This window comes from Domibacillus aminovorans (assembly GCF_001643235.1).
GTDB classification, from domain to species: Bacteria; Bacillota; Bacilli; order Bacillales; family Domibacillaceae; genus Domibacillus; species Domibacillus aminovorans.
The window spans coordinates 153,435-175,827 of sequence record NZ_LQWY01000067.1 but is presented as its reverse complement, the minus strand read 5'-3'; the positions used below and the strand labels follow the sequence as shown (position 1 = coordinate 175,827).

Sequence of the window (22,393 nt, the reverse complement as noted above, 5' to 3'; positions counted from 1 at the left end):
GGAGAACCGGACCGGTTGCACCGCTGTTGGTTAAAAGAAGAAACGACTTCTTATGGTTTGAAAACAAGATTCGGTTTTTTGCTCAAGCTGTGACGGCCGTCAACGAAACGGACGGTTCCAGATTTTGCTCGCATAACAACTGAATGCGTTTCAGCATATGTTCCTTTAAATTGAACACCGCGTAAAAGCTCACCATCTGTTACGCCGGTCGCTGCAAAAATAGCGTCATCACCACGGACAAGGTCTTCCATGTGAAGCACTTTGTTCACATCCAGACCCATTCTTTTGCATCGCTCCAGCTCTGCATCATTTTGCGGCAATAAACGGCCTTGAATTTCACCACCAAGCGCTTTTAATGCAACCGCTGAAATAACACCTTCCGGTGCACCGCCCGAGCCAAACAAAATATCAACGCCCGTTAGATCAAACGCTGTATTAATTGCACCTGCAACATCACCATCATTAATGAGTTTAATACGTGCACCGGCTTCACGGAGTTCCGCGATAATACGCTCGTGACGGTCGCGATACAAAATCGTCGCCACAACGTCTTCAATGTTTTTATTTTTCGCTTTTGCGACTGCTTTCAAATTGTCTGTGATAGAAGCATTAATATCGATTTGACCGACTGCTTCCGGTCCAACCGCAATTTTATCCATATACATGTCAGGTGCATGCAGAAGATTTCCACCATCTGCTACCGCAAGAACGGCGAGGGCATTCCATCCGCCTGCCGCAACAATATTCGTACCTTCAAGCGGGTCAACTGCTACATCAACACGAGGGCCATAGCCTGTACCAAGTTTTTCACCAATGTACAGCATCGGCGCTTCATCCATTTCTCCTTCACCGATGACAACCGTTCCCTTCATCGGAATCGTATCAAACACATCGCGCATAGCAGTTGTTGCCGCGCCGTCCGCTTCATCTTTTAACCCGCGGCCCATCCAGCGTGCAGAAGCTAACCCCGCCGCTTCGGTGACGCGGACAAGTTCCATTGATAAACTTCTCTCCATAGCTCTTTTCCTCCTGTATGACAAGCATTCAGCAAATTAGTATAACTAATTGCCACTTATATTGTAACACATTTGGAGAATATGCTCGGAATTATTATGAGCTTTTTATTTCTTCAAACTCTTCTTTCGACATTTCTTCACGCCATATATTGGCGCCTAACGCTGTCAGCTTTTCCGTTAAACCACTATAGCCCCGATCAATATGTTCAAGGCCGGTCACTTCTGTCACGCCGTCAGCCATAAGTCCGGCAAGAACGAGCGCAGCTCCTGCTCGCAGATCGCTCGCTTTCACGTTAGCTCCCTGCAGCTGAACCGGACCATTTATAATTGCGGATCGGCCTTCCGTTTTCACATTGGCCCCCATCCGCCGCAGCTCATCAATATGTTTAAAACGAGCTGGATAAATCGTGTCCGTAATAATGGCCGAACCGTACGCTTTCGTCAAAAGTGACGTGAATGGTTGCTGTAAATCAGTTGGAAACCCTGGATAGACGAGTGTTTTAATATCAACTGTTTTCAGCTCATCCGCTTTTCCGACATAAATGCGGTCTTCACCAAGTTCAATTGGCACATTCATTTCACGAAGTTTCGCCGTTAATGACTCCATATGGAGCGGGATGACGTTATCAATGACGACACCTTCACCTACAGCTGCAGCCATAATCATAAACGTTCCTGCTTCAATACGATCCGGAATAATCGTATGACGACACCCCTGAAGCTGCTTTACACCATCAATGCGAATGATATCTGTTCCAGCACCTTTAATCTTTGCACCCATATTGGACAACAATGTCGCCACATCAATAATTTCTGGCTCCTTAGCAGCATTTTCAATAATCGTCTGTCCTTTAGCCCGAACTGCCGCCAGCATAATATTAATGGTTGCACCGACACTGACAACGTCTAAATAAATGCGAGCACCGCGCAGTTCCTTCGCACGCAAATAAATCGCACCTTGTTCATTCGTTACTTCCGCACCAAGCGCTTCAAATCCTTTAATATGCTGATCAATCGGACGAGGACCTAAATGACAGCCACCTGGAAGACCGATGACTGCTTTATTAAAACGACCAAGCATTGCGCCCATTAAATAATAAGAAGCACGCAATTTTTTCACATTCCCGTTCGGAAGCGGCATCGCCGTCATCTTTGTCGGGTCGATCTGCATGACACCATCTTCAAACGTCACATCGCCGCCAGTTTCTTCGAGGAGTCCTTTTAACATGTGAATATCTGAAATATCCGGCAATCCTTCAATCGTAATCGGCGACTCCGCTAAAATAGCAGCCGGTACAAGAGCGACGGCGCTATTTTTCGCGCCGTCTACTTTGACCGTCCCTTTTAAAAAGTATCCGCCTTTAATTTTTAATTTTTCCATTCTGTACTCCCTTCTTCCTGTATAAACGGAAAGCGGGAAAGCTTTCTTGATAGTCCTAGTTTAACCTATATAAATTCGTATCATGTACATTATTATTTGGCTTGGCGTTTTTCCCAGTCAGCCAGAAATCCTTCAATCCCTTTATCTGTCAGTGGATGGTTGAATAATTGCTGAAGCAGTTTAAATGGTGCCGTTACAATATGAGAACCTTTGAGTGCAGCAGCTGTTACGTGCTGTGAATGACGAGCAGATGCCGCAATAATTTCTGATTCAATACCGTGAATTGCAAAAATATCAGCAATGGTTTCAATCAAGTCAAGTCCATTCTGTCCGATATCATCAAGACGACCAAGGAATGGTGATACGTATGTTGCACCTGCACGGGCTGCCATCAATGCTTGGTTCGCGCTGAAAATAAGTGTTACGTTCGTTTTAATGCCTTCTTTTGTAAACGCTGCGACGGCTTTCAAACCATCCGGTGTCATCGGTACTTTTACTATAATATTCGGTGCGATTTTCGCCAGTTCACGGCCTTCTTTAATCATGCCTTCCGCATCAAGTGCAATTACTTCCGCGCTCACAGGACCACTGACTATTTCCGTAATTTCCCGAATGCGATCGTGGAAAGACACATTTTCTTTCGCTACGATTGACGGATTTGTTGTTACACCTGACAAAATACCCCATGAGTGCGCTTCACGAATTTCGTCCACATTTGCTGTATCAATAAAAAATTTCATTATATTTTCCTCTTTTCATGTTGTTAGTATTATACACGCAACAACCGCCTTTTCTGTCAAAAGAGGCGGTTACCATGTACATTTCAATTATGCCGCAAAAGAAAATTATTAAGCCTGACCTGCAGAACCAAATTCGCGCATTTTCCCTTTAACTGTTTCTTTAATCGCTTCGCGTGCAGGTCCGAGGTATTTACGCGGATCATACTCTTCCGGTTTTGCCGCAAGAGTTTCACGAATTGCTTTCGCAGATGAAATTTGGTTTTCTGTATTTACATTAATCTTTGCTGTACCAAGAGAAATCGCACGTTCTATATCTTTTGTCGGGATTCCAGTACCGCCGTGAAGAACGAGTGGAATACCAGTCAATTCCATTACTTCTTTCATACGGTCGAAACCTAAGTTCGGTTCACCTTTGTAAGGGCCATGGACAGATCCAAGTGCCGGAGCGAAGCAGTCAACGCCTGTTTCGCGAACAAGTTGATCGCACTCAGATGGAATGGCATACATTGCATCTGCATCGTCAACAACAAGATCATCTTCCTGACCACCGATACGGCCTAGTTCTGCTTCGACAGAAACACCGTGGAAATGAGCAAGCTCAACCACTTTTTTTGTCAAAGCAATGTTTTCTTCAAGCGGATGATGTGAACCATCGATCATAACAGATGTGAAACCTGCTTGAATCGCTTTTGCACAACTCTCATAACTTGAACCATGATCAAGATGAATGGCTACAGGAACAGTTACGCCGTATTCTTCGATCAATTCTTTTACCATTGCCACGATTAATTTAAAACCGCCCATGTAACGTGCTGCGCCTTCAGATACACCAAGGATAACAGGCGACTTTTCTTCTTCAGCCGCCTGCAAAATTGCTTGAGTGAACTCAAGGTTATTCAAGTTGAATTGTCCCACAGCATATTTCTTCTCTTTCGCTGTGTTTAACATTTCAGTCATGGATACTAACGGCATTACTTTTTCCTCCTCTAAGGGAATTAATCGCTTCATAAAAAAACCACATTAGTATCATACCAAATTCATCTTTTTATTACCATCAAAAGTACGTTATTCCTTTAATCGATTAGATGATCTTTGACTGTTTTACGAATATCATCAATATCAAACGGTTTCGGTACATGCATGATTGCACCAATGTTTTTTGCTTCCTGAATCATATCAAGTTCCCCATATGCTGTCATAATAATCGCGCGGATATTAGGGTTATCCGCTTTCATTTGTTTTAAAATTTCAATTCCGTCCATGCCTGGAATTTTCATATCAAGCAATACAAGATCAGGATTTTGTTCTTTTGCTAATTTTACTGCTTCTGGCCCGCTTGCAGCCTGTAATGTATCGTATCCTTCTTTTTTTAACACTTCATTCAATAAAATTCGGATACCATATTGATCGTCAACAATTAAAATGTTTGCTGTCACTGTATTTTCCCCCTGTACTTTTGCCTTCCGTTCTTTTTCACACGTTCTACATACATTCTCCATTTCTCTTCAAATTCCTTCCTGATTCCTGCTTCCTTCATTTTGTTATAAATACTATACTAAAGAAAAAGGAATGAGTGATACGATTGTCAAAAATGTTTACGACACAGCTGATCGGCTTATTGAAGCGGATTAGTGAAAAAGAAGAATTTCCAATTGAAGATGCAGGGCGCTTACTTGCTCAAGGCTTAATTAGTGAAGGGATTATATATATAAAAGGCTTTGGTGAAATGGCTGCCATCGAAAAAGAAGCTATAGACGGCGCAGAAACATTGAGCCGCATTCAATGCTGGACACCTTCTGTCCAATTGTCGGAAGCAGACCGCGTATTGATCGCTTCACGATTTGCTGATGACCCGGAAGCAATAGAGCTGGCAAAAAAATTAGAGGCTGACGGGATTCCATTTGCAGCCATTGCCTCACAACGAGAAGAGTCCGGCATCGAAGTATTAGCAGATGCGTTTATTGATATGCGGCTGACGAAAGGACTTTTGCCCGATGATGAAGGGGGCCGGACCGGATTTCCTTCTGCGATCGCCGGACTATACACATATTTTTTATTAAAAATGACGATTGAAGAAATTATGAGCGAATACCGATAATAGTGAAGCGCTGACAGACTGTTCCTGCTATTCATCAAAAAAAACCCCGCCGATAAGTAAAATAGTCGGACGGGATTTTTTGACTCATAGAGTATGCTAACAAAGGCGTAGCCATTAATGCCGCGATCTTAGCCTTTGAATTCTTATTGATTTTCGATTGCTGCTTTAATGAATTGCTTGAACAATGGCTGCGGACGTGTCGGACGGGATTTAAATTCCGGGTGAAACTGTGCTGCAACGAACCACGGGTGCTCTGCCAGTTCAATGATTTCAACGAGACGTCCATCCGGGCTTGTGCCCGAGAAGATGAATCCTTTTTTCTCCATTTTCTCACGGAATTCGTTGTTGAATTCGTAACGGTGACGGTGACGCTCGTAAACGATCTCCTCATTATATGCTTCATATGCACGTGTACCTTGCTGTAATTTACATGCATATAAACCGAGACGAAGTGTACCGCCGAGGTCCTCGATATCTTTTTGCTCTGGCAAAAGATCGATAATTGGGTACAGTGTGTCCGGATGGATTTCAGCTGAATGTGCACCTTCTAATTTCAATACGTTACGCGCGTATTCGATTGACGCAAGCTGCATACCCAGGCAAATGCCGAAAAACGGTACATTGTTTTCACGTGCATATTTAATCGCCGCAAGTTTTCCATCGATACCGCGATCGCCAAAGCCTCCCGGTACAAGAATACCGTCTGCGTCTTTTAAACGCTCTGCTACATTATCCTCTGTAATTTCAGCTGAATTCACCCAGTCAATTTCCACATCCGCATCAAACTGATAGCCGGCATGCTTCAATGACTCCGCAACTGAAATATAGGCATCCTGTAGTTCCACATACTTACCGACGAGAGCGATCCGCGTCGTATTCGACAAGTTGCGCACTTTATGAACGAGGGCATTCCACTCCGTCATATCCGCATCATGGCACTGTACTTTCAACAGACGGCAAACGAGGTCGTCCATTTTTTGATTTTGCAGCATGATTGGCACGGCGTAAAGTGTATCCGCATCTGGACATTCAATCACCGCCTCTTTTGCAATATCACAGAACAAAGCAAGTTTGTCTTTCATGTCCTGTGAAATCGGCATTTCGGTCCGGACAACGATAATGTTCGGCTGAATACCAAGGCTTCGAAGCTCTTTTACGCTATGCTGTGTCGGCTTCGTTTTCATTTCACCGGCTGCTTTCAAATATGGGATCAGCGTACAGTGAATGTACAGCACGTTATCCTGGCCGACATCGCTTTTAATTTGGCGAATGGCTTCAAGGAATGGAAGTGACTCAATATCGCCGACCGTGCCGCCAATTTCTGTAATAACAACGTCTGCGCCTGATTCTTTACCCGCACGGAAAACACGCTCTTTAATTTCATTCGTAATGTGTGGGATTACTTGCACCGTGCCGCCCAAATATTCACCGCGGCGTTCTTTTCGGATGACAGATGAATATACTTTACCTGTTGTAATGTTGCTTAGTTTCGTCAAATTAATATCGATGAAACGCTCGTAGTGACCGAGATCAAGATCCGTTTCCGCACCGTCATCTGTAACGAATACTTCGCCATGCTGATACGGACTCATTGTACCCGGGTCTACGTTAATGTATGGATCAAACTTTTGAATAAATACTTTTAAACCGCGATTTTTGAGTAAACGGCCGAGTGATGCAGCTGTAATTCCTTTTCCGAGTGATGATACAACGCCACCTGTCACGAAAATATATTTTGTCAAAGTGAAAATATCCTCCTTCAATACTTCTGTTTTATCATAAAAATACAAAAAACGCTCCGCTTACTTCTCAGTAAGAGGAGCGTTATAGACTAATGTCATTTCGTCTCATAAAAGAGCCCAAATAAAATACTACAATTCACCGATGAAATAGTCAAGCGAAGATTAAAAGTTATTTATCGTCGAGATTGTACTCGTCTTCGGCGCCTTCTTCTTCTTCAAATTCATCATCTTCAATGTCGGGATCAACTTCAATGAGAATGTCTTCTTCATCGTCTTCTTCAATGTCCTCATCCAAATCTTCTTCGTCGATATCAATGTCCTCTTCCGCATCGATATCTTCATCTTCCTCCACTTCATCAAAGTCTTCATCATCGAAGTCCTCGATTTCATCATCTTCAATTAGTTCTTCTTCAAAATCTTCTATTACTGCTTTTTTCGCCTTTTTCTTACGCGTTTTCGCAGGTGCATTCGTCGTTTCTTCTTCCAGTTTTTCAACCGGGTACCACGCACGAAGACCCCAACGGTTTTCACCTAATGATAAAAAACTTCCATCAACGTTTAAATCTGTATAAAATTGAACCATACGCGATCTTACTTCAGCATCTGAAACGCCAAGATGCTTTTGAATTTTTGATAGCATTTCTTTAAATGTTATTGGTTCCCGCTGATCAGCAAGAATTAAATGTGCCAGTTCAAGGAATGACATTTCTTTTATTTGTTCTTTGGAATATTGTTGCAAACTCACCATTCGCACTTCCCTTCTCTATTTGCACGCCCAAAAAGAGCAAAACGTTTTTGGCATATTCTCCATTATAAACAAAAAATATGGCTGCATGCCATATTTATGTGATGATTTCTGCTTTTTTTCCGGTTGAAGCCGCTGAATGGTCGATTCGCTGCCCTACTTTATGCTTTTTTGAACGTTCACGATACGCTTCATATGCTTTGTAAAAGAAAAAAATAGAGAGGAGAAGGAATGGAACTGCTCCAACTTGGTTTAAATAAAGCCAGTATGTAATTATGGCTATAGCCATTAGCACTGCACATTGAATGACACGTTTCAAGCCTTCACATCCTTCCAATCGACATTTTCTTTCATTTTACTCCTTTAGTGTATTACATAGATATCGTAATTGTAAATTTTCTTAATAAGTATTCCCTTTCCATGTAAAATATAAGCTTATTTTTTCAAAAAGAAACTTTTGTCAGGGCCTCCCGACTTTGTAACCATTTTCTTAGAAGTTCGTTTTATCGGGCATACGCCGGGTAGACAAATATTGAGAACATTGACAAATTCAACTTTCAGGAGGAATAAATCATCAATGAAGACAGAACGAAGCGCACAGACCGCGATTTACTGTAAATAATATGAGCCCGCTCTCGAAAATGAGAACGGGCTTTTTTTAATTGCTTGTTTTGTATCCGTTTATACCGGCAAAAAGCAGATCAGTCTGCAAGTTGATGTATTCATCAAGCGTGAATGATTTTTGTATCATCCATCTCCGGAAGCCCCACATTTGTCCTTGATTAAAAATATTTTGCGCCAAAACATGCACTTTTTTTTCATCCATTTCAAGCACACCGCGATCGACACAGCGCTGAATGAGCGTTTCCATCATCGACACCATTTCTACTTCTTTTTTCAGTACATAGGGCAGCACATCTTTTGAAAGTGACTTTACTTCCTGATGCATGACGAGCACTTCATCTTGCATTTCGTCCATTACTCGAAAGTAATACGTAATACCAAGCTGCAAACTCTCAAGAGTACCCTGCTCAAAATCAATTTGCTGCAGTCGTTCTTTCACTTGATCATAAATGCTGTCACAGACAAGATATAAAACATCTTCTTTCGTACGTATGTATTCATACATTGTACCGATGCTGAAGCCCGATGCTTTCGCAATTTCACGTGTCGTCGTCCGGTGAAACCCTTTTTGTTTAAATAATTGAACAGCGCCGCGAATCATTTCCGAGCGCCGTTTCTCAATCAATTGTATGTCTTTAACAGAAGCATGTACTTGCCGTCTTTTTTCTGTCATTTTATTCCGTCTCCTTACTCCATCAACATTCCTTTATAAGGTAATTGCGTTCATTTCTTTTAGCACTGCTCCATTCTTATTTTAACAGGTGTTTACTAATGACGATTCGCTGAATCTCTGACGTACCTTCATAAATTTGCGTCACTTTTGCATCACGGAAATACCGCTCGGCCGGATAGTCTTCTGTATAACCGTATCCGCCTAAAATTTGCACGCATTCAATTGATGCATCAACCGCTACTTGCGATGCAAATAGTTTGGCCATCGAAGCTTCTTTCCCGCATGGCTGTCCGTTTGAACGAAGACTTGCTGCCTTATAGACGAATAGTCGGGCTGCTTCAACAGCCGTTCCCATATCAGCAAGTTTGAACGCAATCGCTTGCTGCTGCGCAATGGGTTTACCAAATTGATGACGTTCTTTCGCATAGGCTACCGCTGTTTCAAAAGCAGCCTCCGCAATCCCAAGCGCCTGGGCGGCAATGCCAATCCGTCCCCCATCGAGATTAGCCATCGCAATTTTAAACCCGTCACCTTCTTCACCGAGCAAGTTCTCAGCCGGTACAATCATATCTTCAAACGTCAGCTGTACCGTGCGCGATCCGTGAAGCCCCATCTTCCGCTCATCTTTGCCAATGATGAGTCCAGCCATATCTTTTTCAACGATAAAAGCAGAAATACCCCGCTCTGTTTTCGCAAATACAATGTACGTATCAGCCACACTACCATTTGTAACGAACGCCTTTGAACCATTCATTACGTAGTGACCTTCTTTTTTCACCGCTGTCGTTTTTAATGATGCCGCGTCAGACCCAGAAGACGGTTCAGTTAAACAAAAGGCGCCGAGCCATTCGCCGGAAGCGAGTTTCGTTACATACTTTTCTTTTTGTGCATCTGTTCCAAAAAATAAAATCGGATTTGTACCGACCGATGTGTGCACAGATAAAATAACGCCCACCGCCGCACTCACTTTAGACAGCTCCTCAATGGCAATCACGCATGACGTAAAATCCATTTCGCTGCCGCCGTATTTGGCCGGCACTGTGATCCCCATCAATCCGAGTGTCGCCATTTTGTTGAGAATTTCTCGTGGAAACTCCCCCGCTTCCATTCGCTCTACAAACGGAGCCACTTCTTTTTCAGCAAAGTCCCTCACCATTTTTTGCAACATATTCTGCTCATCTGTCAGCCGAACATTCATCCGAATCGCCTCCGCTTATTCGTATATGTAAAATCCGCGACCTGCTTTTTTTCCAAGCCAACCTGCTTTCACATATTTCCTAAGCAGCGGGCACGGCCTGTATTTATCGTCGCCAAACCCTTCATGCAAAATCTCCATAACAGACAAACACGTATCGAGACCAATAAAATCAGCAAGTTCAATCGGCCCCATTGGATGATTCATCCCAAGCTTGATCACATCATCAATCGCTTCCTTCGTCGCTACTCCTTCATAGAGCGTATAAATCGCTTCATTAATCATTGGCATGAGGACACGGTTGGACACAAACCCTGGGAAGTCATTCACTTCCACCGGCACTTTTCCCAGCATTTTCGTGAGATCCTCAATCTTTTTATACACATCATCCGCTGTCGCCAAGCCTCTAATAATCTCCACCAGCTTCATCACCGGGACCGGATTCATAAAATGCATTCCAATCACTTTTTCCGGCCGGTCCGTCGCCGCCGCAATTTCCGTAATCGGTAACGACGACGTATTCGATGCAAGTATTGTATGATCAGGCGTGATTTCATCCAACTGAGCAAAAATATTCCGCTTGATGTCCATGTTCTCAACGACTGCTTCAATGACAATATCGACGCCACCCGCATCGTGTAAATCCGTTGATTTTTGAATACGTCTAAGAACATTTGATTCTTCTGAATCGGTCATCCGATTTTTTTCCACTTGACGATTGATATTTTTAGAAATGATCTGGAGCCCACGATCAATGTGTTCCGGTTTCAGGTCATGAAGCAGCACATCATAACCCGCCTGCGCACAAACTTGCGCAATCCCCGATCCCATCTGACCGGCACCGATCACCATGATTTTTTTAAGTTTCATTGAGCAATCCCCCTTTTCGTGCTAATTTGATTCACTGCGTGCAGACTTCTCGATTTACAAGCGCGCCTAGTTTGTTATATGCGAGACTCTTAAACGGGTAAAGCAGGCAACGTTCGCTTCTTGTACTACGCACTTATTTCTTTTTTCACACCATAAATCGATTTCTCAAGCAATTCCACAACGTCATATGTGGCGACCTGATTTTCCACTTCTTTCGCTTTCGTTCCATCTGAAAGCATCGTCAAGCAGAACGGGCAGCCGGAGCTGATCACAGATGGACTCACAGCTAATGCCTGCTCTGTACGGGCGACGTTGATTCGGTGGCCAGTATCTTCTTCCATCCACATCATTCCGCCGCCGGCACCGCAGCACATGCCATTCTGACGATTCCGCTTCATTTCCACAAGCTGCACACCTGGAATCGCCTTCAAAATTTCCCGCGGCGGGTCGTACACATCATTGTAGCGGCCAAGATAACATGAGTCATGAAACGTAATCGTTTCATTTACCTCATAATGCGGCTTCAATCGGCCTTCTTTCACGAGCTGATGGAGGAGTTCCGTATGATGATACACGTCTGCTTTATAGCCAAAATCGGGATATTCATTTTTAAAGATATTGTATGCATGCGGATCGATTGTCACGATTTTTTTCACATCATTTTTCTCAAATTCCGCAATGTTCGCTGCCGACAGTTCTTGGAATAAAAATTCATTCCCTAGACGGCGTGGTGTATCTCCCGAATTTTTTTCTTTATTGCCAAGAATGGCAAACGACACACCTGCTTCATTCATCAGTTTAGCAAATGACAGCGCAATTTTTTGACTACGGCTGTCAAATGCGCCCATTGAACCGACCCAGAATAAATAGTCGGGTTTAATGTTTTCTTTTTGCATTTCTTTGATCGTCGGAATATGAACATCATCACGTAGTTCACGCCATTTTTCTTTATCTTTCCGGTTCAAGCCCCACGGATTGCCCTGACGCTCAATGTTTTGCATAGCGCGCTGTGCATCCGGGTTCATTTTACCTTCAGTCAGAACAAGGTAGCGGCGCAAGTCGATAATTTTATCGACGTGCTCGTTCATAACCGGGCACTGGTCCTCACAGTTTCGACACGTCGTACACGCCCAAATTTCTTCTTCCGTAATGACATCCCCGATCATCGAAGGGCTGTACGGATCGATGCCTTTAGCAATTTGATTTCCTCGCGTCTGAGCAAAAGCAAACGCTGGAACCCATGGCTGCTGCCTAGTTACGGCTGCACCAGTCATGGTCAAATGATCACGCAATTTGACGATTAAATCCATCGGCGACAGCATTTTACCTGTGCCGGTCGCCGGACACATATTTGTACAGCGTCCACATTCCACACACGCATAAAAGTCAATCATTTGTGTCTGCGTAAAATCTTCAATTTTCCCCGTACCAAATGATTCCTGCGTTTCATCTTCGAAATCAATTTTCCGGAGCGTACCGGCTTTATTTAACCGGTGTAAATATGTGTTGATTGGACCGGCGATTAAATGCGCATGTTTAGATTGCGGCACGTACACGAGGAACGTGAGCAAGACGAACAAATGAATCCACCACATGACATAAAATAGGGCGATGACAATCGACTGTGGCAGATTGGCGAATATGACCGCAACAGCTGACGCCACCGGCTCCATCCATGTGAATTGAACACTTTCCTCGTGCCAGATAAGGTCCATACCGTTACCTCCCAGAACCGAAACCATGAGCGATCCGATGAAAATCAACACAAGTCCACTTTTCCATCCACGCTTCAATCGAACGAGTTTTTCAATGTAGCGGCGGTAAAAGGCCCAGACAACAGCGACGAGAATCGTGAGCGTTACAATTTCCTGAAAAAATGTAAATGGTTCATAAAGTGGCCCGAGCGGCAAATGCGCTCCCGGTACAATTCCCTTCATAATAAAATCGATGGCACCGAGTTGCACAAGCAGGAATCCATAGAAAAACATTACGTGAATCGTGCCGCTCTTTTTATCTTTAAATAGTTTTTTTTGGCCAAACACATTGACCATAATAGTACGGATTCGTTCATCCTTTTTCCGATCAAATTCCTCTTTTTTACCAAGCTTTATAAATGCGTAGCGTGTTTTTAGTAAATAAACAAATAACCATCCCGCGTAAGCGATTACAAAAGTAGCAGCGATTAAATTAAGCCATAGTAACCCATTCATAACCGTGCACTTCCTTTCCCCTAATATCCCTTTAATTACTCTTATCCTATTATATGAATGAGCATTCAGTCAAGAACCTTTTAAAGAAACTTCTTTTTCATTTCCTCTTATTTCATAAAACACTAGTTTATAACACTTCCAATATCTAGTGGGATTATGCTGGCAGATTGATCAAATTATAAAGAGATATTTCCGCCGTACAAGGACATAAAAAAGGCTGCCAGGAAAGGCCTCCCGGCAGCTTCATCTTTACATTTTTTCAGGGGCAGATACACCGATTAAGGAAAACGCATTTTTCATTGTGATTTGCACTGACTTTACAAGAGCAAGGCGTGCTTTTGACATGACTTCATTGTCTTTATCAATAACCTTTTCCGCTCCGTAAAAGCTGTGGAATGCAGATGCGAGTTCCTGTATATAGTTTGTAATACGGTGCGGAAGTCGTTTTTCAGCGGATTCAGCCACTACTTGTGGGAAATCACCAACTTTTTTCAACAGATCAATTTCTTTTTCAGCCGTCAAAAGAGATACGTCTGCGTCCGCGGACACATCAAGTCCCTGCTCCGCTGCCTGGCGCAAAATGCTCGAAATACGTGCATGTGCGTACTGTGCATAATAAACTGGATTTTCATTCGATTGTGAGACAGCAAGATCAAGATCGAAGTCTAAATGTGTGTCACCGCTGCGCATAACAAAGAAATAACGTACTGCATCGAGACCGACTTCTTCTACAAGCTCGCGCATTGTGACCGCTTTACCCGTCCGCTTGCTCATTTTCATTTTTTCGCCGTCTTTGTATAGCTGTACCATCTGAATGATTTCAACTTCCAATTGATCCGGGTTGATGCCGAGTGCTTCAACAGCCGCTTTCATCCGCGGAATGTACCCATGGTGATCGGCTCCCCAAATATTGATGACTTTTCCATAGCCTCGTTCAAATTTATCTTTATGATACGCGATATCAGGCGTTAAGTACGTGTATGTACCATCCTGTTTACGAAGGACACGATCTTTATCATCACCAAATGTTGTAGAACGGAACCAGACCGCTCCTTCTTCTTCATACACATGGCCATTCTGGCGAAGTGCGTCGAGCGCTTCGTCAATTTTGCCGTTTTCATACAACGATGTTTCCGAATACCATACATCGAATTTGACACGGAAATCAGCGAGGTCTTTTTGTAATTTGGCCAATTCGTACTTCAAGCCTTGTTCACGGAACGCTTTATAGCGGTCTTCTTTCGTCATATTTGCGAATTTATCGCTGAATTCTTCTGCGAGTTCTTTTCCCATATCGATGATGTCTTTACCGTGATAGCCGTCTTCAGGCATTGCTTTGTCTTGGCCGAGCGCCTGGAAGTACCGTGCTTCAACAGATACAGCAAGGTTGTGTATTTGGTTACCTGCGTCATTAATATAATATTCACGTGTAACGTCATAGCCGGATTTTTCGAGCACGTTGCACAAAGAATCGCCGACAGATGCGCCACGGGCATGGCCGAGGTGAAGATCGCCTGTTGGGTTAGCTGAAACGAATTCAACTTGCACTTTCTCATTATTGCCAGCGTTTGATTCACCGTACCGATTACCTGCTGCTAGAACAGACGGCACAAGATCCGTTAAGTAGCTGTTATTCATATAAAAGTTAATAAACCCAGGACCTGCGATATCGATTTTTTCGATTGAGCCTTTTGACAAGTCGATATTTTCTTGAATGATTTCTGCGATTTGACGAGGTGCTTTTTTCGCCACGCGGGCGAGCTGCATGGCCATATTCGTTGAATAGTCGCCGTGCGCTTTATCTTTCGGCGTTTCGAGAATGACCGCTGGAATTTCATTTTCTGCGGCAAGTCCCGCTTTCAACACAGCTGCTTTAATTTCTTCTTTCAGCTGCGTCTGCATTTTTTCTGCAATGTTCACAATTGTTCCTCCAGTTCGTAATGAATATTCATCGTATACGTGCCGACCGGGTCGCCCTGCATGAGCAGCCTGTATGTGAGCAGCGCCCGTCCGGTACCTATGTCGTTTATTTCGTGTGTGAAATCTGTTGTGTCCGTCGTGATCAGCAAGGTGCCATACTGACTTTCGTATGAACCGTTCAGTTGCTCACCTTGTTCAAAAATCATCCGCATTTTCAGTGCGCCGCTTCGTAAAATCAACGCACTTTCTTCGGCCAGCTTTACGATTGTATGCACAACACCTTCATCCTGCACTTCGTCGTATTTTAAAAACGTAGAGCCGCCTTTTTTAAAGAGCCGACCGAACAGCGACAATTCGAATGTTTCATTCTCTCCTTCGTATGCCACATCCGTCTTTACTTTGATTTTCACCGGCATCTGCTCATCTGTCACGCCGAATCACTTCCTTTTTCAATGTGTGTTTATTTTATCATAGAAAGGGAGGCTGCAGAAATCTTGTTTTTCACGAGTAATTGATTTTGAACATAGCCAAATGTTGCTTTATTTGAACAAAAAGAACGTCCGGTTCGTTTCCGGACGCTCCCCTATTATTTAAAAGAAACCGAGCAGCATTTCGCGAATGAGTTTTGATGCGGTATTCACGGTTTGTTCAGTGTTGTCATAAATCGGCGCGACTTCAACAAGATCAGCGCCGATGACATTTACATCAGATCCGGCAATCGCATGAATCGATGCAAGCAGTTCTTTCGACGTGATGCCTCCGCAGTCCACTGTGCCTGTGCCCGGTGCATGGGCTGGGTCCAGAACATCGATATCGATCGTGACGTAAACCGGACGTCCGGCAAGTGTTGGCAATATTTCTTTCAATGGCTCAAGCACTTCAAATTTTGAAATGTGCATGCCGTTTTCTTTCGCCCACTGAAATTCTTCTCTCATGCCTGAGCGGATACCAAATGAATACACATTTGACGGCCCGATATGTTCCGCAATTTTGCGGATCGGCGTTGAATGTGATAATGGCTCACCTTCATATTCTGTGCGCAAATCAGTATGTGCATCAAAATGAATAATCGCAAGATCTTTATATTTTTTTGCCACAGATTTCATGACTGGCCATGAAACGAGATGCTCGCCGCCCATGCCGAGTGGTTTTTTGCCGGCTTCCAGAAGGCCATCAATATATTCTTCAATGATAGTAAGGCTTCGCTGTGCATTGCCGAACGGAAGTGGGATATCGCCTGCGTCAAAATAAGCGACTTCTTCCAGTTCACGGTCTAAATACAGACTGTATTCTTCCAGACCAATTGACACTTCCCGGATACGGGCCGGACCGAAACGGGAGCCTGGACGGTAGCTGACTGTCCAATCCATTGGCATACCGTACAACACGACATCGCTGTCTTCATAAGACGTCTGTGTGCCGATAAAAACATTTCCTGAATACGCTTCATCAAATCGCATGATTATGTCAACTCCTGCACGAATTTCGGCAATGCGAAGCACGCTTTATGCAGTTCTTTCGTGTAATATTTCGTTTCGATATCAAAGAAGCGGCTGTCTTCTACAGCGAGCGGGTCGTATTTTTTCGAACCGATCGTGAAACACCAAAGGCCACTCGGATACGTCGGAATGTTTGCTGTATACAGACGTGTAATGGGGAAAATTTCTTTCACATCTGCCTGCACTTGACGGATTAAATCCGCTTTAAACCACGGATTATCACATTGCGCGACGAAAATGCCATCTTCTTTCAATGCTTTTGAAATACCGGCATAAAAACCTTTCGTAAACAAATTCACCGCAGGACCAACTGGCTCCGTTGAATCAACCATGATCACGTCATACTCCTGCTCTGATTCAGCAATGTGCATAAAACCATCTCCGACTTTTACTTCGACTCGCGGATTTTCAAGCTCGCCTGCAATTTCAGGCAAATGTATTTTGGAGTATTCGATTACTTTTCCATCGATTTCAGCCAATGTCGCCTTTTTCACAGATGGATGCTTTAATATTTCACGGATTACGCCGCCATCACCACCGCCGACAACGAGGACGTTTTCCGGATTCGGGTGTGTGAAAAGCGGTACGTGCGCCACCATTTCATGATACACGAACTCATCCCGCTGGCTTGTCATGACCATGCCGTCTAAAAACAGCATATTGCCCCATTCTTCTGTTTCAGCCATTTCTAAATATTGAAATTCAGTCTGTTCTGTATGCAAAGTACGTTTCACTTTCATCGTGATACCGTAATTGTCTGTCTGCTTTTCTGTATACCATAATTCACTCATGATCTTCATCCCTTCTTTACAAGACTTACGGAAAAAAGTATAGAACAATTTAATGAAAATGCCTAGTGAATTTTGTGTAAAGATGTTTAAAAAGATGGAATTGTTTTCATACTAAAGATAATAATGAATAAGGAGGCCGCTTTAATGAAAAAATGGATCAAGTGGATCGGGGTTGGAATGATCATATTCATAAGCGCTGCAGCCATTGTTTTATATGCGTTGTCCGCTGCTGGACCACCGGATACAACCGTTTCACGCTCAACCATTTTTTATGCGGCCGACGGAACGAAAGCATCAGAGGCACACACCGGCGAAAAACGGTACTGGGTGGAATTGGATGAGATTTCTCCGTCTGTCATGGATGCCGTTATTGCGATTGAAGATAAAAAGTTTTACCATCATTTTGGACTTGATCTAAAAAGGATTGCCGGTGCCCTTATTGCCGACATGAAAGCGATGGCTAAAGTGCAAGGCGCGAGCACCATTACTCAGCAGTATGCCCGAAACGTATTTTTAACACATGACAAAACATGGTCTAGGAAGTTGAAAGAAGCGTGGTATGCGACTCGGCTCGAATTTTTCTATACAAAAGATGAAATTTTAGAAGGCTATTTAAACACTGTTTATTTCGGCCATGGTGCGTACGGGATAGAAGCTGCATCACGCTTTTATTTTAACAAATCCGCGGATGAATTAACTACTTCTGAAGCGGCTTTACTCGCCGGCATACCGAAAGGCCCGTCCATTTATTCACCACTCGTATCGCGTGAAAAAGCAGAAGACAGACGGCGGCTTATTTTATCAGAAATGAACCTGCCAGAAAAAGAATATGCAAATGCGATCGCCGAAGTCCCCGATATTACAGGCGCATTTACCGATAACAAAACGACTGCACCGTATTTTATCGATGCTGTGCGTGCTGAATTGGAATCACTCGGTTTTCGTGAACAGAGCGGCTTAAAGGTATACACGACACTCAATCCCAAACATCAAAAAGCAGCGGATGAAGCGATTGCGAACGGCATTGCTTCTGGCGCCAAAGTTGAAGCGGCTCTCGTGTCCATCAACCCGTCGAATCACTTTGTCACAGCGCTGTCAGGCGGGCGCGATTATAGTGTAAGTCCATTTAACCGGGCCGTGCAGGCTCTTCGACAGCCTGGATCGCTTATGAAGCCGTTTTTATATTACGCAGCTCTTGAAAACGGGTTTACACCGGTGACGATGCGAAAAAGTGAGCCGACGACATTTAATGAAACGTATAAGCCGAAAAATTTTAACAGTCAGTATGCTGAACGCAATGTAACAATGGCTGAAGCGCTCGCTGTATCAGACAATATTTATGCGGTCAAAACAAATATGCTGCTCGGTCCAGAGACGCTTGCGAAGACAGCCCAACAATTTGGCATGACGTCAAAGCTCGAGCCGGTCCCATCACTTGCCCTAGGTACGTCAGGTGTATCGGTTTTGGACATGACAAATGCGTATGCATCGATTGCATCAGGTGGCTCTTACAGCGATCCAGTGTTCATTACGAAAGTGGAAAGTACAGATGGAGTAGTGCTGTACAAGTATAAAAAGAAGGTGAAACAGCGATTTGATGAGAAGAAAATTGGGGTGTTAACGCATATGATGACCGGTATGTTTGACGGGGCAATGAGCGACTATGCCACGCCTACAGGTGCTGCTATGACAGACAAATTAACGCGGCCGTATGCGGGGAAATCAGGCTCAACTCCATTTGATTATTGGATGGCTGGTTTTACGCCGTCCGCCGTCTCGGTCGTCTGGACCGGCTATGATGACGGAGCGGAAATTACGAAAACGGAAGACCGTGCACGTGCGAAAGTAATCTGGAGTGATTATATGGAACATATTCATAAAGGGAAAAAACCCGCGTTGTTCACACGCCCTGACGGATTGACAGCAGTAGCGATCGATTTAAAAAGCGGTAAATTAGCATCTGAAGATTGTCCGCACGGACATTTAATGCTTTTTGAAAGCGGCACAGAACCTGACCAATCGTGCCCACCCGCTGTCAAAAATGATGAAGAGCTCCTATTTCCTGACCTGCCGGATTGGTTTCGATGACATGCAAAAGCCCGGGGGTGCTGTCCCCGGGCGTTTTGCATGTCCTAGCTTATGCAATATATGCGTTACTTTCAGTTTACTTTTTTTCACGAAGTCCGGCAACAGAAGAAAGTCGAAATCCAAAACGTTCATTTTTCCGACACATTTAAAGCGTTTTATCCTACAGACAAGCCGTTTTTCAATTCTTCAGACGAACGCGCCCAAAAATCGGCATTATGTGAGATAAGGAACTCGCGCAAAATCCCTTTTGATTTATCATCCATATCTCCAACAATAATATGGCGCTTCAAGGATTTATCCATCCGGTTTACATGTTCAGGGAGCGACTTGTAGCCGCGGCGAATTTCCCGGTTTATCGTCATTTCACATGCTGCCACACCCGCATAATAAGGACCCTCTTCATTCCGGTCCACCGTCACCCACACGAGCCAGTACAATTTTGCATCTGGTACTTCTTCTTTCGTTTTTAAAAATTTAATCCCTTTTTCCACGGCACTGCGGGCATGCATCGCACCGATGTCAATATGAGCAGAACCCTCTTCCTCGTCAACGATAACCGGCGACATATGCTCTAAACTTAGCGCCCCTTGTCCAAATCCTTTATGACCGTCTGTTGGATCATTTTTAATAATATTAAATCCAACTTTTTTCTTTTTCTCCATAAATCATTCTCCTCTTATAAAAATAAACTAAAGATCGATTGAAAACCGCCGATGACAGCCGGTATCGCTACACTAAAAATCGGCTGAATCGTAAATTGATCAAGCGGTGTAATGACTAAAAGCAAAAAAATCAACACGCCATACTGCTCATACTGCGTCATTTTCACACGCATATGCGGCGGCACAAGATCTTCAATAATTCGATAGCCGTCAAGCGGTGGAAACGGCAGCAAATTGAAGACGAACAAAACGACGTTAAGCTGCATCATCATAAGAAGCAAATCGATGACAAATATAGGTGCATCATTCATCGCAAAAACAAAAATACCATACGCAATAAACGCAATAAGAAAGTTGCTAAGCGGTCCAGCCAATGACACGAGCACCCCGGCCAGTTTCGGATTCGCGAAATTGCGGCGATTCACTGGCACAGGACGCGCCCAGCCAAACCCTGCAATTAAAATAAATATAGTCCCGATCGGATCAAGGTGGTTCACTGGATTAAGTGTCAGCCTGCCCTGATCTTTCGCTGTATTATCACCAAATTTATAAGCTGTGTATGCATGTGCAAATTCATGCACAGTAAACGCGACGAGCAAGGAGATGATGACAAACGGCATTTGTTCAAATTCAAAAGCTAAAAAATTTTCCAATTAGGCGTCTCCTTTTAGTATGGAATAGGAAAGGAACAAATTCAGTTATGCTCACAGCGGGATAACGCCTGATTATTAGAGAATCCCGCTTTCATTTCCGGTAAATCTTTAAAATGCTTCTAATTTTCTTTTTCGTTGTCCGATTCGATGATTCATCGCGCAGCAAGTCCACCGGAAAATACAATTTATGATCAGTGCGCCGCTTGCCCGAAATCGCCTTCATAATTTCAGACCGGGTCGACAGCTCCTGCAACGTAACATCATCTTTCATTAACAAATAAATCGGCTGCCGCTCGGATTCGATGCCTGGCCGGTAAAAATCATATGGCAAATCGGACGACGAATCGTGAACGAGATAATAGTCCGGATCAATGCCCGCTTTTCGGAACAACTCTTCCAACTCTGCATACTTCTGTGTCTCTTCGGCTGGATCAAACTCGATGTATTTAAACAAATTCCGGTTCATAAACCGGCTGCACAAATCACGTAAAATTGCATCTTCTTCTTCCTGCCACACTTGAAAATAAAACATAACAACTGATTCATCCAGCTTCAAGTAGTCTATGAGTGTGCAATCTCCGTCAAACAAGGACTTGAAATGAACCGGCTCATGCGCAAATGAATAGCCTTCTTCGTACAACTCTTTCGTTCTATGCAACGTTTTTGACAGCAGTACTTCTGCACTGCGTGTCACCGGATGAAAATAAACTTGCCAGTACATTTGATAGCGGCTCATAATGTAATCTTCCACCGCGTGCATACCGCTCTGCTTAAAAACCGCCTGCTCCTCACGCGGCCGGATGACGCGCAAAATGCGCTCCATATCAAAATGACCATAACTGACACCTGTAAAATACGCATCCCGCTGCAAATAATCCATCCGATCGGCATCTATCTGACTTGAAATTAAACTCACAACCAATTTATTTTCATATGTTTTATTTATGACAGCCGCGACTTTTTCTGGAAAATCATGACTCACTTTTGACAAAACACGGTTTATATCTGTCTCACCGAGTACAATGAGTTTCGTATATTCCTCATGATCAAGCCCGAACACTTTTTCAAACGAATGCGAAAATGGACCGTGGCCGACATCGTGCAATAGCGCTGCGCATAAGCTTAACAATCGATCATCTAAATCCCATTCCGGCCGGCCATGAAACACGTCATCGACAATGCGGCGCACAATTTCATACACGCCGAGTGAATGATTAAACCGGCTGTGCTCGGCCCCATGAAACGTAAAATAGGTCGTCCCGAGCTGTCGGATCCGGCGCAGCCGCTGAAACTCTTTTGTTCCAATTAAATCCCAGATAACGGCATCCCGCACATGTACGTATCGGTGAACTGGGTCTTTGAACACTTTCTCTTCTTTCAACTTCTGCTTCGCATAACTCATAACCTGCCTCCTACCAGTCCCTTTTTTTGTCCATTATAGCGGAAATTCACATCTTTATGGGAAAATTTGCGCGAAGCCAAGCAT

Annotated in this window: 21 protein-coding genes; 2 read left to right on the top strand and 19 right to left on the bottom strand. The window is 43.8% G+C overall.

Annotation, left to right across the window (positions count from 1 at the left end):
- Positions 1-50: 50 nt before the first annotated feature.
- The 5 genes from glpX to AWH49_RS16680 all read right to left on the bottom strand — a co-directional run bounded on the left by glpX (position 51) and on the right by AWH49_RS16680 (position 4,573).
- The gene (gene glpX / locus AWH49_RS16700; RefSeq protein ID WP_018394873.1) at positions 51-1,016 is read right to left on the bottom strand and encodes a class II fructose-bisphosphatase; all 966 of its coding nucleotides are present in this window, start codon (positions 1,014-1,016) and stop codon (positions 51-53) included.
- Positions 1,017-1,110: 94 nt separating this feature from the next.
- Positions 1,111-2,397: a UDP-N-acetylglucosamine 1-carboxyvinyltransferase gene (locus tag AWH49_RS16695; protein WP_063966624.1), complete on the bottom strand. Its 1,287-nt coding sequence runs from the start codon at positions 2,395-2,397 to the stop codon at positions 1,111-1,113.
- 92 nt (positions 2,398-2,489) lie between these two features.
- A complete protein-coding gene (gene fsa / locus AWH49_RS16690) occupies positions 2,490-3,137 on the bottom strand; it encodes a fructose-6-phosphate aldolase (protein WP_018394875.1) in 648 nt (215 codons plus the stop codon).
- Positions 3,138-3,245: 108 nt separating this feature from the next.
- Complete coding sequence (locus tag AWH49_RS16685) at positions 3,246-4,109, bottom strand: class II fructose-bisphosphate aldolase (RefSeq protein WP_018394876.1); 864 nt, start codon at positions 4,107-4,109, stop codon at positions 3,246-3,248.
- Between the two features lie 101 nt (positions 4,110-4,210).
- Positions 4,211-4,573 (bottom strand): response regulator, encoded by a 363-nt coding sequence (locus AWH49_RS16680; protein ID WP_026221774.1) that lies wholly within the window; start codon positions 4,571-4,573, stop codon positions 4,211-4,213.
- A 155-nt stretch (positions 4,574-4,728) separates the two neighbouring features.
- On the opposite strand from AWH49_RS16680, the gene AWH49_RS16675 reads away from it, so the two are divergent.
- Positions 4,729-5,235 (top strand): DUF2529 family protein, encoded by a 507-nt coding sequence (locus AWH49_RS16675; RefSeq protein WP_193568206.1) that lies wholly within the window; start codon positions 4,729-4,731, stop codon positions 5,233-5,235.
- Positions 5,236-5,378: 143 nt separating this feature from the next.
- Here AWH49_RS16675 and AWH49_RS16670 read toward each other — a convergent pair whose 3' ends face one another.
- From AWH49_RS16670 to speE, 11 genes are all read right to left on the bottom strand, one after another.
- The gene (locus tag AWH49_RS16670) at positions 5,379-6,977 is read right to left on the bottom strand and encodes a CTP synthase (RefSeq protein WP_063966623.1); all 1,599 of its coding nucleotides are present in this window, start codon (positions 6,975-6,977) and stop codon (positions 5,379-5,381) included.
- A 169-nt stretch (positions 6,978-7,146) separates the two neighbouring features.
- Positions 7,147-7,725, bottom strand: coding sequence for a DNA-directed RNA polymerase subunit delta (gene rpoE / locus AWH49_RS16665; RefSeq protein ID WP_082862922.1), 579 nt, complete (start codon positions 7,723-7,725; stop codon positions 7,147-7,149).
- A gap of 94 nt (positions 7,726-7,819) precedes the next feature.
- The gene (locus AWH49_RS16660; RefSeq protein WP_152333441.1) at positions 7,820-8,041 is read right to left on the bottom strand and encodes a hypothetical protein; all 222 of its coding nucleotides are present in this window, start codon (positions 8,039-8,041) and stop codon (positions 7,820-7,822) included.
- A gap of 339 nt (positions 8,042-8,380) precedes the next feature.
- Positions 8,381-9,019, bottom strand: a complete 639-nt coding sequence (locus tag AWH49_RS16655) for a TetR/AcrR family transcriptional regulator (RefSeq protein WP_018394883.1) — start codon at positions 9,017-9,019, stop codon at positions 8,381-8,383.
- A 76-nt stretch (positions 9,020-9,095) separates the two neighbouring features.
- Complete coding sequence (locus AWH49_RS16650; protein WP_063966622.1) at positions 9,096-10,217, bottom strand: acyl-CoA dehydrogenase; 1,122 nt, start codon at positions 10,215-10,217, stop codon at positions 9,096-9,098.
- A gap of 15 nt (positions 10,218-10,232) precedes the next feature.
- Complete coding sequence (locus tag AWH49_RS16645) at positions 10,233-11,084, bottom strand: 3-hydroxybutyryl-CoA dehydrogenase (RefSeq protein WP_063966621.1); 852 nt, start codon at positions 11,082-11,084, stop codon at positions 10,233-10,235.
- Between the two features lie 125 nt (positions 11,085-11,209).
- A complete protein-coding gene (locus tag AWH49_RS16640; RefSeq protein WP_063966620.1) occupies positions 11,210-13,294 on the bottom strand; it encodes a (Fe-S)-binding protein in 2,085 nt (694 codons plus the stop codon).
- Positions 13,295-13,543: 249 nt separating this feature from the next.
- Positions 13,544-15,214, bottom strand: coding sequence for an arginine--tRNA ligase (gene argS, locus AWH49_RS16635; protein WP_034287538.1), 1,671 nt, complete (start codon positions 15,212-15,214; stop codon positions 13,544-13,546).
- Positions 15,211-15,645, bottom strand: coding sequence for a YwiB family protein (locus tag AWH49_RS16630; RefSeq protein ID WP_018394888.1), 435 nt, complete (start codon positions 15,643-15,645; stop codon positions 15,211-15,213). The genes argS and AWH49_RS16630 overlap by 4 nt, the downstream gene beginning before the upstream one ends.
- A 159-nt stretch (positions 15,646-15,804) precedes the next feature.
- Positions 15,805-16,674: an agmatinase gene (gene speB / locus AWH49_RS16625; protein WP_063966619.1), complete on the bottom strand. Its 870-nt coding sequence runs from the start codon at positions 16,672-16,674 to the stop codon at positions 15,805-15,807.
- A gap of 2 nt (positions 16,675-16,676) precedes the next feature.
- A complete protein-coding gene (speE, locus tag AWH49_RS16620) occupies positions 16,677-17,504 on the bottom strand; it encodes a polyamine aminopropyltransferase (protein ID WP_018394890.1) in 828 nt (275 codons plus the stop codon).
- 144 nt (positions 17,505-17,648) lie between these two features.
- On the opposite strand from speE, the gene AWH49_RS16615 reads away from it, so the two are divergent.
- Positions 17,649-19,592 carry a transglycosylase domain-containing protein gene (locus AWH49_RS16615; protein ID WP_082862921.1) on the top strand — a complete coding sequence of 648 codons (1,944 nt, stop codon included), beginning with the start codon at positions 17,649-17,651 and terminating at the stop codon, positions 19,590-19,592.
- A gap of 155 nt (positions 19,593-19,747) precedes the next feature.
- Here AWH49_RS16615 and AWH49_RS16610 read toward each other — a convergent pair whose 3' ends face one another.
- The 3 genes from AWH49_RS16610 to AWH49_RS16600 form a co-directional block, all read right to left on the bottom strand.
- On the bottom strand, positions 19,748-20,254 hold the full coding sequence (locus AWH49_RS16610; protein ID WP_018394892.1) for a YwhD family protein: 507 nt from the start codon (positions 20,252-20,254) through the stop codon (positions 19,748-19,750).
- A 14-nt stretch (positions 20,255-20,268) separates the two neighbouring features.
- Positions 20,269-20,907 (bottom strand): site-2 protease family protein, encoded by a 639-nt coding sequence (locus AWH49_RS16605; RefSeq protein WP_063966617.1) that lies wholly within the window; start codon positions 20,905-20,907, stop codon positions 20,269-20,271.
- A 91-nt stretch (positions 20,908-20,998) separates the two neighbouring features.
- Positions 20,999-22,309 (bottom strand): HD domain-containing protein, encoded by a 1,311-nt coding sequence (locus tag AWH49_RS16600; protein WP_063966616.1) that lies wholly within the window; start codon positions 22,307-22,309, stop codon positions 20,999-21,001.
- Positions 22,310-22,393: the final 84 nt, after the last annotated feature.

Coding starts and splice junctions, on each gene's coding strand:
- AWH49_RS16695 (WP_063966624.1), bottom strand. CDS start 2,397: ATGGAAAAATTAAAAATTAAAGGCGGATACTTTTTAAAAGGGACGGTC.
- AWH49_RS16615 (WP_082862921.1), top strand. CDS start 17,649: ATGAAAAAATGGATCAAGTGGATCGGGGTTGGAATGATCATATTCATA.
- AWH49_RS16655 (WP_018394883.1), bottom strand. CDS start 9,019: ATGACAGAAAAAAGACGGCAAGTACATGCTTCTGTTAAAGACATACAA.
- speB (WP_063966619.1), bottom strand. CDS start 16,674: ATGCGATTTGATGAAGCGTATTCAGGAAATGTTTTTATCGGCACACAG.
- AWH49_RS16650 (WP_063966622.1), bottom strand. CDS start 10,217: ATGAATGTTCGGCTGACAGATGAGCAGAATATGTTGCAAAAAATGGTG.
- rpoE (WP_082862922.1), bottom strand. CDS start 7,725: ATGGTGAGTTTGCAACAATATTCCAAAGAACAAATAAAAGAAATGTCA.
- AWH49_RS16610 (WP_018394892.1), bottom strand. CDS start 20,254: ATGGAGAAAAAGAAAAAAGTTGGATTTAATATTATTAAAAATGATCCA.
- AWH49_RS16640 (WP_063966620.1), bottom strand. CDS start 13,294: ATGAATGGGTTACTATGGCTTAATTTAATCGCTGCTACTTTTGTAATC.
- speE (WP_018394890.1), bottom strand. CDS start 17,504: ATGAGTGAATTATGGTATACAGAAAAGCAGACAGACAATTACGGTATC.
- fsa (WP_018394875.1), bottom strand. CDS start 3,137: ATGAAATTTTTTATTGATACAGCAAATGTGGACGAAATTCGTGAAGCG.
- glpX (WP_018394873.1), bottom strand. CDS start 1,016: ATGGAGAGAAGTTTATCAATGGAACTTGTCCGCGTCACCGAAGCGGCG.
- AWH49_RS16675 (WP_193568206.1), top strand. CDS start 4,729: ATGTTTACGACACAGCTGATCGGCTTATTGAAGCGGATTAGTGAAAAA.
- AWH49_RS16685 (WP_018394876.1), bottom strand. CDS start 4,109: ATGCCGTTAGTATCCATGACTGAAATGTTAAACACAGCGAAAGAGAAG.
- AWH49_RS16600 (WP_063966616.1), bottom strand. CDS start 22,309: ATGAGTTATGCGAAGCAGAAGTTGAAAGAAGAGAAAGTGTTCAAAGAC.
- AWH49_RS16645 (WP_063966621.1), bottom strand. CDS start 11,084: ATGAAACTTAAAAAAATCATGGTGATCGGTGCCGGTCAGATGGGATCG.